Annotated in this window: 12 protein-coding genes; 8 read left to right on the plus strand and 4 right to left on the minus strand. The window is 69.7% G+C overall.

The window, feature by feature from the left end; genetic code table 11:
* The first annotated feature begins 151 nt into the window (after nt 1–151).
* The 6 genes from EP757_RS17860 to EP757_RS17885 all read left to right on the plus strand — a co-directional run bounded on the left by EP757_RS17860 (nt 152) and on the right by EP757_RS17885 (nt 7,151).
* Complete coding sequence (locus EP757_RS17860) at nt 152–1,429, plus strand: MFS transporter (RefSeq protein WP_127547501.1); 1,278 nt, start codon at nt 152–154, stop codon at nt 1,427–1,429.
* Nucleotides 1,430–1,520: 91 nt separating this feature from the next.
* On the plus strand, nt 1,521–3,287 hold the full coding sequence (locus EP757_RS17865) for a glycoside hydrolase family 3 protein (protein WP_127547503.1): 1,767 nt from the start codon (nt 1,521–1,523) through the stop codon (nt 3,285–3,287).
* Nucleotides 3,288–3,745: 458 nt separating this feature from the next.
* Nucleotides 3,746–4,240: a pyridoxamine 5'-phosphate oxidase family protein gene (locus EP757_RS17870; RefSeq protein WP_127547505.1), complete on the plus strand. Its 495-nt coding sequence runs from the start codon at nt 3,746–3,748 to the stop codon at nt 4,238–4,240.
* A 142-nt stretch (nt 4,241–4,382) separates the two neighbouring features.
* The gene (locus EP757_RS17875; protein ID WP_127547507.1) at nt 4,383–5,411 is read left to right on the plus strand and encodes a 6-phosphofructokinase; all 1,029 of its coding nucleotides are present in this window, start codon (nt 4,383–4,385) and stop codon (nt 5,409–5,411) included.
* Between the two features lie 54 nt (nt 5,412–5,465).
* Nucleotides 5,466–6,278 carry a pyrroline-5-carboxylate reductase gene (proC, locus tag EP757_RS17880; RefSeq protein ID WP_127547509.1) on the plus strand — a complete coding sequence of 271 codons (813 nt, stop codon included), beginning with the start codon at nt 5,466–5,468 and terminating at the stop codon, nt 6,276–6,278.
* A gap of 114 nt (nt 6,279–6,392) precedes the next feature.
* Nucleotides 6,393–7,151: a GNAT family N-acetyltransferase gene (locus EP757_RS17885; RefSeq protein ID WP_127547511.1), complete on the plus strand. Its 759-nt coding sequence runs from the start codon at nt 6,393–6,395 to the stop codon at nt 7,149–7,151.
* Here EP757_RS17885 and EP757_RS17890 read toward each other — a convergent pair.
* Nucleotides 7,114–8,073 carry an FAD-dependent oxidoreductase gene (locus tag EP757_RS17890; protein ID WP_127547513.1) on the minus strand — a complete coding sequence of 320 codons (960 nt, stop codon included), beginning with the start codon at nt 8,071–8,073 and terminating at the stop codon, nt 7,114–7,116. The two genes, EP757_RS17885 and EP757_RS17890, sit on opposite strands and share 38 nt — an antisense overlap.
* Before the next feature lie 121 nt (nt 8,074–8,194).
* Here EP757_RS17890 and EP757_RS17895 point away from each other — a divergent pair, with 121 nt between their 5' ends.
* On the plus strand, nt 8,195–9,196 hold the full coding sequence (locus EP757_RS17895) for an SCO2521 family protein (protein WP_232050556.1): 1,002 nt from the start codon (nt 8,195–8,197) through the stop codon (nt 9,194–9,196).
* Complete coding sequence (locus EP757_RS17900; RefSeq protein ID WP_127547515.1) at nt 9,193–10,149, plus strand: DUF6879 family protein; 957 nt, start codon at nt 9,193–9,195, stop codon at nt 10,147–10,149. The genes EP757_RS17895 and EP757_RS17900 overlap by 4 nt, the downstream gene beginning before the upstream one ends.
* Here the strand turns inward: EP757_RS17900 and EP757_RS17905 are convergent.
* From EP757_RS17905 to EP757_RS17915, 3 genes are read right to left on the minus strand one after another with little or no spacing between them, the layout of a single operon-like run.
* Complete coding sequence (locus EP757_RS17905) at nt 10,146–11,126, minus strand: SCO2522 family protein (RefSeq protein ID WP_127547517.1); 981 nt, start codon at nt 11,124–11,126, stop codon at nt 10,146–10,148. The genes EP757_RS17900 and EP757_RS17905 overlap by 4 nt on opposite strands.
* Complete coding sequence (locus EP757_RS17910; RefSeq protein WP_127554297.1) at nt 11,123–12,025, minus strand: SCO2523 family variant P-loop protein; 903 nt, start codon at nt 12,023–12,025, stop codon at nt 11,123–11,125. Before EP757_RS17910 ends, EP757_RS17905 begins: the two co-directional genes overlap by 4 nt.
* A 2-nt stretch (nt 12,026–12,027) precedes the next feature.
* Nucleotides 12,028–13,899, minus strand: coding sequence for an SCO2524 family protein (locus EP757_RS17915; RefSeq protein WP_127547519.1), 1,872 nt, complete (start codon nt 13,897–13,899; stop codon nt 12,028–12,030).
* Between the last annotated feature and the right edge of the window lie 12 nt (nt 13,900–13,911).

Below are 13,911 nucleotides of genomic sequence, written 5' to 3' on the forward strand. Positions count from 1 at the left end.
GGATGAAAAGCCGCACAACGCCGCGGCAAAAAGGCGAGACACAGGCGAATCATGGCTCTGACCAGGCCTTTCGGGATCTGTTTTACCGAACATCGAGTCGATACCTTCAGAAAACACGGCGTTAACAAAGCCCCCCGATCCGAGGTGTGCGATGACCACTCTTCAGTCACGTCCCGCAAGCGAGACGGCAGATAAGACTCAGCAGCCCGATGCACCCACCCGGCTGATCGTGGCGATGGCCCTCGCCCAGCTCGGCGCGTATCTCACGATCCTCACGCCGGTCGTGGTGACCATGTCGATCCGGGTCGCGCAGATCGCCCCGGACGACAAGGCCGCCGCGCTCGGGACGGTCCTCAGCGTCGGCGCGATCCTCGCGCTGATCGGCAACCCGTTCTTCGGCGCCATGTCCGACCGCACCACCTCCCGATTCGGCCGCCGCCGCCCGTGGCTGATCGGCGGCATGGTCGTCGGCTTCGCCGGTCTGCTGGTCGTCGCGACCGGTGGCGGCGTCCCCGCGCTCACCGCCGGATGGGCGCTCGCCCAGCTCGGTGTGAACGCGACACTCTCCACGCTGACCGCCCTGCTCGCCGACCAGATCCCGTCGCAGCAGCGTGGCAAGGTCAGCGGCATCCTCGGCCTGATGACGTCGGTCGCGATCCTGGTCGGCAGCGCGCTCGCGGCGGCCCTCGCGGGCAGCGCCGTCCTGATGTTCCTGGTCCCGGCGGCGATCGGCGTCGCGACCGTGGCGTTGCTGGTCGTCGTCCTCAAGGATCGCCCCGCCGAGAAGGGCCACTTCTCCTCGTACGGAATGAAGGAATTCTTCAGGACCTTCTACATCAACCCGCGCCGTCATCCCGACTTCGCGTGGAACATCGTCAGCCGCTTCCTCATCTGGATGGGCCTGGCGAGCGTCACGACCTACCAGTCCTACCTGCTGATCGACCGCTTCGGGTACACGACCGACGACGTGGCGACCGGCATCCTCATCGCCACCCTGATCACCACCGTCGGCCTGGTCGCCGGCTCCACGTTCGGCGGCGTCCTGTCGGACCGCACCGGGATGCGGAAGCCGTTCGTGCTCGGCGCCGGCATCGTCATCGCGGCCGCCCTCGTGATCATCGCCCTGGCGAACAGCTTCCCGGTCTTCCTGGTCGCCTGCGCGATCTTCGGCGTCGGTGAGGGCGTCTACCTCGCCGTCGACCTGGCACTCGCCACCGACGTCCTGCCGAACCCGGACGACGCGGCGAAGGACATGGGCGTCCTCAACATCGCCAACGCGCTCCCGCAGTCGCTCGTGCCGATCCTGGCCGCGCCGATCCTCGCGATCGGGAGCAGCGACGACTCGAACTACGGCCTGCTCTTCCTGCTCGGCGCGGTGGTCGCGGTGGTCGGCTCCGTGCTGGTCCGCATGGTCCGCGGCGCGCGCTGAGCCTTCTCGTCCGGCTTCTCGCTGAGCCTTCTAGCCGAGCCTTCTAGCCGAGCCTTCTCGTTGAGCCTTTTCGTCGATCTTGGAGAATTCGATGTTCGCCTACCAGAACCCTGAGCTTCCGATCGAAGTCCGGGTCTCCGACCTGCTCTCCCGCCTCACCCTGGCGGAGAAGGCAGGCCTGATGTTCCACACGATGATCGCCGTGAACCCGGACGGCACCCTCGCCGAGGGCAACGAGATGATCAGCTCGGCCTCCGAGCTGATCACCGGGAAGCTGATCAACCACGTCAACATCCTGACGATGGGCCCGGTCACGCCCCGCAGGATCGCCGAGTGGCACAACCGCGTCCAGGAGCTCGCCGCGAAGGCCGGTCACGGCATCCCGGTCACCGTCTCGACGGACCCGCGGCACGGCGTGATCGACAACCCGGCGGCCTCGGCCGCGGCGGGCGGCTTCTCGGCCTGGCCGGAGCCGATCGGCCTGGGTGCCACGAAGGACCCCGACCTGGTACGCGAGTTCGCCGACATCGCACGGCAGGAGTACCTGGCAGCGGGCATCCGGGTGGCGCTGCATCCGATGGCCGACCTCGCCACGGAACCGCGCTGGGCTCGAACCAGCGGGACGCTCGGCTCGGACGCCGACATGGTCTCCGCCCTGCTGGCCGCCTATGTGCGCGGCCTCCAGGGGGACTCGCTGGGCACCTCCTCCGTCGCCGCCATGGTCAAGCACTTCCCGGGCGCCGGACCGCAGAAGGACGGCGAGGACGCGCACTTCGCGTACGGCCGGGAGCAGGTCTACCCGGGCGGCATGTGGGACTACCACCTCAAGCCGTTCGAGGCGGCGTTCCGGGCCGGGGCGGCTCAGGTCATGCCGTACTACGGGATGCCTGTCGACACCACTCACGAAGAGGTGGGCTTCGGCTTCAACAAGGGCGTGATCGAAGGTCTGCTGCGGCAGCGGTACGGCTTCGACGGCGTGGTCTGCACCGACTGGGGACTCGTTACCGACGCTGTCATCTTCGGCGAGCCGATGCCGGCCCGCGCGTGGGGTGTCGAGGACCTGGACCGGCACGACCGGGTGCTGCGGATCTTGGAGGCCGGTGCCGATCAGCTCGGTGGCGAGCAGTGCCCGGAGCTGATCGTGGACCTGGTCTCGCAGGGCCGGATCAGCGAGGAACGGATCGACGTGTCGGTGCGGCGCATCCTGCGCGACAAGTTCCGGCTGGGCCTGTTCGACGACCGCCGCTACGTCGACCCCGATGCCGCCGGGCGGATCGCCGGGCAGCCGTCGTTCCGGGCCGCGGGCGTGTCCGCGCAGCGCCGCTCGGTCGTCGTCCTGACCGACCGCCCCGCGGCAGCCGGTAGCGCTCCGGTGCTGCCGCTGACCGAGGGGATCACCGTCTACCTCGACGGTGTCGACCCCGCCGTGGCGGCCTCCTACGCCAAGGTCGTCGACGATCCCGCACTCGCCGACGTGGCGATCGTCCGCCGGTCGGCGCCGTTCGAACCGCGCGGTGGCGGCTTCGAGGCGTTCTTCCACGCGGGCCGGCTCGACTACACCGAGTCCGAACTCGCCCCGATCGTCTCGCTGGCCGAAACGCTGCCCACCGTCGTCGACGTGATGCTGGACCGGCCGGCCGTCCTCACCCCGCTCGCCGCCACGGCCGGGGCACTGACCGGCACCTTCGGGGCCGGCGATGAGGCACTCCTCGACGTACTCTTCGGCCGCGTCCCGTCCGCCGGCACCCTGCCGTTCGAACTGCCCTCCTCGATGGCGGCCGTCGAGGCGTCCCGCGAAGACGTTCCCAACGACACCGAGGCGCCGCTCTTCCCGTACGGCCACGGCCTGAAGATCTGACCCTCCACCGATGAGCGCACGCGAACCGAGTTTCGCGTGCGCTCATCGCCGTCCGCTGCTCGTGCCGGCGGCTCGCGGATCTTGGGTGGTTTGCGCTTCTTCTCTCGCGTGGCTGTGACTCATTGCTGTCGAGCCGCCGTGGAAGCAGCCATGGGTCACAGCCCGGTGCGGTCGGCTGTGACTCATGGCTGTCGAGCGGCCCTCCACACAGCAATGAGTCACAGCCACGCGGCGGCGCTGGTGAGCGGCGGTGGCTCGGGCTGACGGGGTGGGTGGGGGACGGGGTCGGGGATCGGGGTGGGGACTGATAGGAGAGGGGGCGTTATCGCTCACTCAGGTCGCCCGGCCCGGGAGCGTAGCGAAGCGGGGTGGGCCCTCGGCGGGAGCGGCGGTCTGTACGCACCGCCCCGATGCGAGATCCTGATTTTGATCTTGATTTTGCAGGGTATGGGATCGGTATGAGTGATGAGCAGGCGCAGCGCGAGAAGGTTCGGGAGATCGTGGCGGAAGCCAGGATCTGCATGGTCACGACGATGACCGAGGACGGGCGGCATGTGAGCCGGCCGATGGCTCTGCAGGACGTCGAGTTCGACGGGGATCTGTGGTTCTTCACGTATTCGGACTCGGATCTGGTCGAGCAGATCGGGAGGCATCCGCAGGTCAACGTGGCGTTCAGTGACACCAAGCAGAACAACTGGGTGTCGATCGCCGGTGCGGCCTCGCGGGTGGACGACCGGGCCAAGGCCGAGGAGTTGTGGAGCCCGGTGCTGAAGGCGTGGTTCCCGGACGGGCTGGAGACGCCGAACCTGACGCTCGTGAAGGTCGACGGGGAGACCGCCGAATACTGGGCGGCCGCGCACAGTTCGAAGGTCGTCACGATGCTCGGGTACGCGAAGGCGGCCGTCACCGGAAAGACCCCGGACGCGGGCGAGAACGAAACAGTCAGGCTTTAGTAGGGCGCGTTCGGCCGGCCATCCGGGGGCGACTAGAGTCGCTGTTGCGGCCCGCCCCCGGGCCCGGCAACGCTGCCGAACCGTCGTTCCCCGGGGCCGCAGGGCTATCCGCTTTTCGCGACCCGATCTTGGGGGAAGAAAAATGCGTATCGGCGTGCTGACCGGCGGCGGCGACTGCCCCGGCCTCAACGCGGTCATCCGTGCCGTGGTCCGCAAGGGCGTCACCGCCTACGGCCACGAGTTCGTCGGCTTCCGCGACGGCTGGAAGGGCCCGCTGGAGGGTCTGACCAAGCCGCTGGGTATCGCCGAGGTGCGCGGCATCCTGCCGCGCGGCGGCACCATCCTGGGCTCCTCGCGCACCAACCCGTTCAAGATCGAGGGTGGCGTCGAGCGGATCAAGGCCAACCTGGCCGAGCAGGGCGTGGACGCGCTCGTCGCGATCGGCGGCGAGGACACCCTCGGTGTCGCCACCAAGCTGCACGACCTGGGCGTGAACGTCGTCGGCGTGCCGAAGACGATCGACAACGACCTCAACGGCACCGACTACACCTTCGGCTTCGACACCGCGGTGAACATCGCGATGGAGGCCATCGACCGGCTGCACACCACCGCCGAGTCGCACCACCGCACCCTGGTCGTCGAGGTCATGGGCCGGCACGCCGGCTGGATCGCGCTGCACGCCGGCCTCGCCGGTGGCGCCAACGTCATCCTGCTGCCGGAGCGCAAGTTCGACGTGGAGCAGGTCGCGACGTACGTGACCAAGCGCTTCCAGGTCGAGTACGCGCCCATCGTGGTCGTCGCCGAGGGCGCTCAGCCGCTCGACGGTCAGATGGTGCTGCACAACCAGGAGCTGGACAGCTTCGGTCACGTCCGCCTCGGCGGCATCGGCCAGTGGCTCGCCGAGCAGATCGAGGAGAAGACCGGCAAGGAGGCCCGCACGGTCGTCCTCGGTCACATCCAGCGCGGTGGCACCCCGACCGCGTTCGACCGGGTGCTGTCGACCCGGTTCGGCCTGCAGGCGATCGACGCCGTCAACGACGGCGACTTCGGCAAGATGGTCGCGCTGCGCGGCACCGACATCGTCCGGATCCCGCTCATCGAGGGCACCGGCGAGCTGAAGACCGTTCCGCTGGAGCGGTACGAAGAGGCTGAGGTCTTCTTCGGTAACTGAGTTTGTTAGAAAGGGCCGGGGTCTTCCCCGGCCCTTTCTGCATGAGGAGTCGTCTTGGCAAATCACACCGTGGCGGTCATCGGCGCCGGCAAGATCGGTGAACTCGTCATCTCCGGGCTGCTGCGGTCGGGTTGGCCGGCTGACCGGTTGCTGATCACGACGCGCCGACCCGCGCGCGCAGGCGATTTGTCGGATAAATACGGCGTAACGGCTGTGGACAACGCGACCGCTGTCGTCGAGGCGGACATTCTGGCCATCGCGGTCAAGCCTCAGGACGCCGGCGCGCTGTTCGACGAGATCGGCGCGCAGATTCCGGCCGGGAAGCTCGTCGTGTCCCTCTGCGCCGGGCTGACCACCGAGTTCTTCGCCGCCCGGCTGCCCGAGGGCACCCCGGTCGTCCGGGTCATGACGAACACGCCGGCGCTCGTCGATCAGGCGATGACGGCGATCTCGGCCGGTCCGCACGCCACGGACGAGCACCTGGACGTCGCGGAGGAGATGTTCAAGCCGCTCGGCGCGACCATCCGGGTGCCGGAGTCGCAGCAGGACGCCGTGACCGCTTTGTCCGGATCTGGGCCTGCGTACTTCTACCTGCTCGTCGAAGCGATGATCGATGCCGGGATCCTGCTGGGTCTGCCGCGGCAGACCGCCCACGAGCTGATCGTGCAGACCGCGATCGGGTCGGCGGTGATGCTGCGGGACTCGGGGGAGCACCCGGTCAAGCTCCGGGAGGCGGTGACGTCGCCGGCCGGGACCACCATCGCGGCCGTCCGGGAGTTGGAGAATCACGGGGTACGGGCGGCACTGCTGGCCGCGCTGGAGGCGGCACGGGATCGCGCCAGGCAGATAGCGGGCGAAATGAAATAGTTCGTATCCCTTCGGAAGTATGAAGAGTTACTTTGGGGGAAGCGATGTAGACCGGCGTGCGACTAGTCTGGCGCGACCGGTGTCCGCCCCCTGATCGACTAGTGGTGATTCGTCATGACGCAGCAGGAAGTGACCTTCCGCCATCTCCGGAGCATCGAGGAGCTGGAGGAGATGGTCAACCTGCTGTGTGAGGTCTGGGAGACGGACAGCCCGATCGACCTCACGAACGTCTCGACGCTGCGGGCCGAGGTGGCGGCGGAGAACTACGTCGTCGGCATCTTCGGCAGCGACAGCCGGATGATCGCCGCGGGATACGCCATCCGCGGCAAGGGGCACATCCACTCGCACATCGTCGGCGTGCACCCGAAACATCAGGGGCACGGCTACGGATACGAGCTGAAGCAGCATGAGGCGAAGTGGGCCCGGGACGAGGATTACCCGTGCATCAGGTGGACCTACGACCCGCTGGTGCGCCGTAATGCCTACTTCAACCTCGCCAAGCTGACGTGCACCGTGCAGTCCTATGAGAAGAACTTCTACGGCGAGGTCAAGGACGGCCTCAACGACAACGACGTGACCGACCGGCTCATGGTCGAGTGGCGGTTCGGCGACGGCGAGCCGATCGAGGTGGACGCCCCGGAGGAAGCCGACTCGTGGGATTTCCGCCGCCGGCCGACGGCTCTGCTGCGCCTGTCCGGCGATCTGGCGCTGGTGCCGACCCCCGCTGACATCGCGACGCTCCGGCGGGACGACGCCGCGCGGGCGCGGGAGTGGCGGTTCGGCGTCCGGGACGGGTTCATCGAGGCGTTCGACGAGGGATTCACGGTCAGCGGCTTCAGCCCCGACGGGTGGTATGTGCTCCGGCGCCGGTGAGCGCCAGCACCTCGTCGGCGCAGCCCCAGGAGAGGGTGACCCCGCCGCCACCGTGCCCGTAGTTGTGGATGACGTGTGGATAGCGGTCGTCCGGCCCGATCCGGACCCGATCGCGGACCGGTCGTAGCCCCACCCGGTGCTCGCGTACGCGGGAGCCGGCCAGCAGCGGCTCGGCCCGGGCGCAACGGTCCAGGATGTCCTGTCTGATCTGCGGGTCCTCGTCCGACCACTCGCCGGCGAAGCGGCTGCCGCCCAGCATCACCCGGTCGCCCTGGGGCAGGACGTAGGTGGTGAGGCCGTCGCCGTCGTCCTCGTCGTGCTCGACGAAGAAGGTGTCGATGCCCGGATTATCCAGTACTAGAAGATCGCCGCGCACCGGGCGGATCGGGTCGCCGGGCACCAGCTCGCGGGCGCCGAGGCCGGTGCAGTTGACGACGAGGGGCCCGAGGGCGGGGAGATCGTCGACCCGGCTTATCTGGATTTCTCCGTTCTTGTTCAGCAGGCGGTACGTCAAATAGTCCAAATAGCGTGTCATGTCGATCAGGGGTACGCGGTACTCCCAGCCCGACGTGTATCCGGGTGGCAGCTCCACAGCGGCGCACAGCCGAACGCCCTCGGCGCCCGGACCGGGGCGGGGGACGTCCTGTCCGGCCTCGACACCCCAGGTCATCCGGACGCCGGTCGCCACCGGATCGGCGGCCAGCTCACGGAAGACGCCGAGCGACGCGAGCGCCCAGCTCTCCGCGCGGTCGTGCGCCACGAGATGCGGCCCCCAGATCGCCCCGGCGGCGCAGGAAGTGGTGGTGAGGGGAGAGTCGGCGCTGCGGACGAGCACCCGCAGACCCGCCTCGGCGAGGCGCACCGCGCAGGTCAGGCCGGAGACTCCGGCGCCGACGACGACCACGTCCGTCCCGTGGGTCATCCCGACATTTTAGTCGAAGAGAGCCGAGTGATCGATGGTGATGAACATGAGATGAATGCGGAAGGTGACAATACGGGGACGTTGCGCTATCGGAATCGGTGCGGTCCAATCGACTCTTGGAATGTCACCAGACGGGAGCGGGCACGGGGCGATGCTGGTTCTGGGAGAAGTCCTCACGTCCTTGCTGCCGTCCTCCACGGCGCTGCCCGCTGACGCAGGGCAGCGACTGCTGGCCCTGACCAGCGGCGCGCAGGTGCTGCGCTCGGACCGTCCGATGTCCTACGTCGTCTCGCCGGACCGGCTGACCGGTGTGGACTGCCAGGTGCCGACCGGGCCGCACGGCAGCGCCCGGGCGATCGGCACGGTCACCACCCGGGCGGTCCTCACCGGCGGGCACGTCCTGCAGACCTCGGCACGGACCGCCGCCACTCGCAGCCCGCACGGCCGGCGGCTGCCCTGGTCCTACTACCTGGCCCGGCCGTCCACCGTCGAGGTGGTCGGGAAATACCGGGAGCGGGCGCTGGCCGACGCCTTCCTGGACAGCCGGCCCGCGCCGCCGATGCTCAATCTCGCCGCGATCGCCGGGCACACCGCCGACCGGGTCCGGGCCAGTTCGCTCGTCGACTCCCGGGTTCCGTTCCGCAGCCGGCAGACCACGGTGCGCTGGGTCGCCACGCTCGGCGCCGAGGAGGACGCACTGACCTTCACCGTCGAAGGAGCAGACCATCGCACGGTACGCATCCAGAGCCGTGGCGAGGAGCCGGCCGCCATCGTCGCGCTCTGCGAGGACCTGGCCATGCACGACTGGCTGCTGACCACGCTGACCGGTCTCGTCACCCGGGCCGCACTGACCGGGCCGAAGCCGTCCGTCGCGGCCGACCGGCTCCGGCCCGCCGTCGACCACCTGCTGCACCTGTGGATGCCCGGCGCCCGGCTGGAGGTGCAGACCCGCCGGTTCTGGGAGCAGATGGAGCAGCGAGCCGGGTTCGGCCGCCAGTGGGCCGCGTCGGTGCAGCGGATCCGCGACCACCTGGCCCTGAGCACGCTGCGCGAGCTGGGCACCCTGCGGGACCTGGGCATGCTCCGGGACCTGGGCAGCCTGGCCGGGCCGGCGGCGTCGTGAGCGGGCTGACCATGCCGGCCGGGAGCTCGGGACGCCGCCTGTCCGAGGTGGTGCGCAAGGTGGTGATCGCGCTGGTCACCGGCGGCGTGGCGTTCGCGCTGACCAACCTCGCCGAGAAGGACCCGATCCTGTCGGTCACGCTCTCCGTGCTGGTCGGCGGCTCGGCGCTGGTCGTGCAGTTCCTCGTCGAGTTCGAGAACCGGCTGCGTGAGGTGCAGATCGGCCAGGTGGATCAGGCGCTGCAGATCCGGGCCTGCGTCGACGAGCGGTTCCGGGCGATCAGCGACGCCACCGAGCTGTTCGGCGCGATCGAGGAGTCGGCGGTGCAGACCGAGCTGCTCAGCCAGCTGGTCCGGCACTCCACGAAGATCGGCACCGAGTCGCCGGGGCTCGCGCACCGGCTGGCGCAGCGCGAGCTGGAGCGGATGTCCGAGTTCCTCAAGGAGCTGGGCGACGGCGCCGAGGCGATCTACGACGGCGAGGACCGGGACTGGCTGCTCAGCCTGGCCCACTCGACCGAGCACGGGATCGACGCGACGAGCCTGACCACCGTGGACGGCGGCGGGATGTGGGCCACCGACCTGGGCCAGCGCTACCTCGACGCGCAGCGCGACGCCGTCCAGCGCGGGGTCAAGATCCGGCGGATCTTCATCCAGGACCGGCCGGAGCCGGGCGGGCAGACAGCACTCGACAAGATCTACCGCCAGCACGCCGACATCGGGGTCGAGGTGCGGGTCCTCGACCTGTCCAACGCCACCGACCTGCGGCGTACGTCGCTCTTCGACTTCGTGCTCTTCGACGGCGTGATCAGCTACGAGGTGACGACCGGTTCGTGGATCGACGAGAACACCCCGCCGATCGTCGTGAACACCCGCCTGGTGCTGCGGTCCAGCCGGGTCGAGGAGCGCAGCGAGCGGTTCCGGGAGCTGTGGGACGTGGCCCAGCCGCGTTAGAGCAGCTTGGTGGAGTCGCCGTCGAAGACGTAGGAGATCCGCTGCACCAGGTCCCGCGGAAGGGCGAAGCCCTCACCCTCGGCCCGCTTGCGGACCTGCTGCCGGACCTCCTCGTCGACGTCGACCTGGCCGATCACCACGCCGACCGCCGCCTCGATGTTCTGGAATCGGCGGGCCAGCATGGACAGCGTGCGGTAGGCGCTGAACGGCTGCGCCTTCGGGTTGAGCCGCACGACGGCCGGCATCGCGTCCCAGTCCTCGGGCCATCGGTCGCCGCGCGGCTGCGGCGGGGCCACCGGCCGCCCGTCGCAGCGCAGCATGCCGAGTCGCAGCAGCTGCCAGACCGCGGCGAGGTAGGGGCACGACCAGAGGCGCCCGTCCGGCTCCTCGGAGAAGATCTCGACGGCCAGGAAGATCGAGTGCCGGTTCTTGGCGTTCTCGGTGGGCGGCTGCCAGGCCAGACGCCGGGTCATCGCCGGCTGCGCGGACGAGCCGGGCGGCCGGTCCCCGTTCGTCAGCCAGCCGCTCTCCTCCGGCGGCGGCCACACCCCGTCGGTGCCCTGCGGCGGGTCGGCGACCAGCCGGTCCAGCACCAGCTCGGCGGGGCGGACGTCGCCGGCCCGGGCGCAGCCGGCCTCCCGGGCCAGGTAGTCGATGGTGAGCCCGTTGTCGGCGGCGGCCGTCTCCAGCTGCCCGATCACCTCGGCCGGGGTGCTGAACTTAGTGAAGTAGTCGTCGACCAGGAAGCACGTGCTGATCCGGGGCGGCCGGCCGGCCGGGAGCATGCCGGCCAGGCGCTCCTGCGCGGCGGCCACCCACGGCCGGACCTCGGCGAAGTGCCGGCGCAGCTGGTCGATCCCGCCCGCATAGTCCTCCATGTAGAGGTGGCCGAGCTCGATCGAGAGGTGGGCGAGCGGCACCTGCTCGACCCGCGGCTGCGCCGATCGTTCCTGGAACGTCGCGGCGGGGTCGGTCACCGCACCTCCCAGGCCTTGTCGTCGAAGAGCAGGTCGGCGAGCCGCTTGAACGCCTCGGCGGTCCGCTCGTTCGCAATGCCGATGTTGTTCACGTCGTGGGCGGTGATCAGCTGCTCGCGCCACTGCAGGACCGGGTCGAGCGGCACGCTGTCCAGCAGCCAGAGCGGCCCGACGCCCTCGGCCTGGGCGATCGCCTGCAGCTTGCGGTCCCACTCGGTGATCCAGACGGCCTGCTGGGAGGTGAGGCCGGGCCGGGCCGGGTCGATCAGCGCGGTCCGGACGAACCGCAGCGACGCCAGCAGGTCCTCCCGGTCGTGGCCGAGGTCCGCGCCGGTGTCCAGGATGCCGTGCTCGCCGTGCACCAGGGCGGCGGCCGCGATCACGTGCTGCTTCGTCCACCGGTGGTAGACCAGCCAGCGGGTGGTCACTCCGGTCATCTGCTGCGCCACGGCCAGGGCCATCTGCAACGCGTACGACCGGCCGGCGCTCAGGTCGACGAAGCAGATGTCGAACTCGCCGATCAGCCGCCCGATCAGGTTGGCACAGCGCCGGACCAGCTCGGGGCTGCTCGGGAACTCGCCCACCCCGCTGTCGCCGGGCAGCAGGATCAGCCGGCCCGCGTCGTACGGCCGCTCCCGCACGCTGTCCCGCTCGGTCTGCGCGAAGATGTCGATCTGCCCGGGCGCGGAGACCTTTCCCAGCAGGTACGAGTGCAGCCCGCCCTCCCGGACCCCGACCTGTCCCGCGTCGACGTCGAAGACCGAGCCCGCGGTCGGCGACCCGAAGTCGAAGTCGAGGTAGCAGACGTCGTTGCCGGCGAGCGCGCTCTGGTAGGCGACGTTGCTCGTGGTCACCGACCGCCCGGTGCCGCCCTTGTCGGAGGTCGCGAAGACCAGCATGGTCACGACTCGCCTTCCAGGTCGCTGCGGGCGGCCGCGAACCGGTCCAGGCTGAGCAGCACGTCGACGGCGAGGGCGTACGCGGTGCCCGGCTTCTCGTCGAGGATGGACCGCCCGCGCTTCAGCTTCGCCGCCAGCGCCTGGAGGTCGGTCTGCATGGCGTGCCCGCTGTTCGGCGAGCCCTGCAGCAGTTCCTGGTCGTAGATGTGGTCGGCCTCGCTGAGCAGGTCACCGGCCAGCTCGGCGAGCTGATCGCTGCGCAGTGGTGGCTCGCTGATCACCTGGCTCGCCGTGATCAGGCAGTCCACCACGCGCTTGGTGTGGTACCAGGAGGGGGCCGCGTACGAGCCGTCGAATTCCTCGAACACCAGGCCCGGCTGGTCCCAGAGCCCGCGCCGGCGGTCGTCCTCCAGCCGGCGGGCGTCCAGGTGGGCCCAGATCTCGTCGGCGAGGGCCAGCATCCGGCCGCGCAGCTGCGGGTCGCCGAGCAGGCCGGCCAGGCTGATCGTCCGCTTGAGCAGCAGCGGGGCGAAGTCGGACATCATCCAGATGAGCTGCGGGCCGCCCAGGTCGTCGCTGCCGCTCAGGTTGATCGGGAATCCGGGCGCGTGCAGCAGGTAAGACTTATCGCCGGCGAAGACCCGGCGGTTGATCCGGGAGCGGTTCGCCAGCTCCTCGAGGACCTTGCCGACCCGGTCCAGATCGGCGTCGCCGGCCCGCTTGCGGACCAGGTCCTGCACCACGATCGAGGAGACGTGCAGGGAGAAGTACTCCGACTCCTTCTCGGTGGTTCGCTGCCACGGGATGTCCTCGAGCGGCCAGCGTGTGCCGCTGCCGCCGCTGCCGGCCGGTACGGCGATCTTCGACCAGTACGACTGGGTCAGGTCCCAGCGCAGCTGCAGGCCCTGGGCGAGGCGCAGCTGCTCCTCGTTGAGCAGGCCGAGCTGCCGGGTCCGGGCGGAGAACAGCGCCTCGATCGCGTCCAGCGCCACCGTGGTGAAGTAGATGTACGGCGCAGGCTCGGCCATCCCCGGCAGCTGGTCGCCGACGTCCTGGCTGGTGATGATGGCCGGCGCGTCCCGGACCACGCCCCAGCTCCACCCGCACTCGAAGAGGCGGTCCGGGTGGTCGAGCTCGTCGGCGACGCCCGCGCCGGAGCCCATCGTGACGTCGCGCAGCGCGGCCCGGATCTCGCGCAGCGAGTCCTGCAGCTGCGGGACGATCCGCGGGATGGAGAGACCGCGCTGGTTGACCGTGCGGCACAGGGCGCGGCCGTCCCGGGAGTCCACCGGGAAGATGTTGACGGTGAAGCTGCGCAGCAGGCCCACCATCGCGGCGGAGAGGCGCTTGCTCGCCATCGCCTCGAGCCGGTCGATCTCGGCGCGGGCCGAGGGGCGCTTCAGGCTCTTTCGGAACTGCCGGGCGAAGCCGATCGCGGCCAGCGACAGCGACAGCGAGATGGCGAACGAGTCGACGACGGGCTGGGCGAGCTGCTGCGGCTCCGGCTCGACGCCGTCACCGGTCGCGACGCCGGTGCCGCGGAAGTAGCTCTCGGCCGCGAAGATCGGCGTGCCGTTCTTGTCGGTGTACGTCGTCAGGTAGGCCTCGACCGCTTCGAGCAGCGTGTGCGGGATGTCCATGACGCCGCCGAACGGTTTCATTACGGCCTTGACGTCCTCGGCGACCCGCTCCGGCGAGTCGAGCGCGAACTGCTCGATGCCGGTGGCCGGCCCGAGGATGCAGAGCAACTGCTCGGCGTCGCTGATCGAGTTGCGGCCGTCGCGGCCACCCCAGACCCACTCGCCGTCGCGGTAGGAGTGCTCGACCACCGCTTGCCAGATCTCCAGAAGCTGCTGCCGGGGCTGAACCCTCATCGTCCGGTCACC

Source organism: Actinoplanes sp. OR16 (assembly GCF_004001265.1).
Taxonomy (GTDB): domain Bacteria; phylum Actinomycetota; class Actinomycetes; order Mycobacteriales; family Micromonosporaceae; genus Actinoplanes.

Excerpts from the sequence above, each read along its gene's own strand:
- EP757_RS17870 (WP_127547505.1), top strand. The coding sequence starts at position 3,746 with ATGAGTGATGAGCAGGCGCAGCGCGAGAAGGTTCGGGAGATCGTGGCG.
- EP757_RS17895 (WP_232050556.1), top strand. The coding sequence starts at position 8,195 with ATGTCACCAGACGGGAGCGGGCACGGGGCGATGCTGGTTCTGGGAGAA.
- EP757_RS17885 (WP_127547511.1), top strand. The coding sequence starts at position 6,393 with ATGACGCAGCAGGAAGTGACCTTCCGCCATCTCCGGAGCATCGAGGAG.
- EP757_RS17860 (WP_127547501.1), top strand. The coding sequence starts at position 152 with ATGACCACTCTTCAGTCACGTCCCGCAAGCGAGACGGCAGATAAGACT.
- EP757_RS17875 (WP_127547507.1), top strand. The coding sequence starts at position 4,383 with ATGCGTATCGGCGTGCTGACCGGCGGCGGCGACTGCCCCGGCCTCAAC.
- EP757_RS17865 (WP_127547503.1), top strand. The coding sequence starts at position 1,521 with ATGTTCGCCTACCAGAACCCTGAGCTTCCGATCGAAGTCCGGGTCTCC.
- EP757_RS17910 (WP_127554297.1), bottom strand. The coding sequence starts at position 12,025 with ATGCTGGTCTTCGCGACCTCCGACAAGGGCGGCACCGGGCGGTCGGTG.
- EP757_RS17915 (WP_127547519.1), bottom strand. The coding sequence starts at position 13,899 with ATGAGGGTTCAGCCCCGGCAGCAGCTTCTGGAGATCTGGCAAGCGGTG.
- EP757_RS17890 (WP_127547513.1), bottom strand. The coding sequence starts at position 8,073 with ATGACCCACGGGACGGACGTGGTCGTCGTCGGCGCCGGAGTCTCCGGC.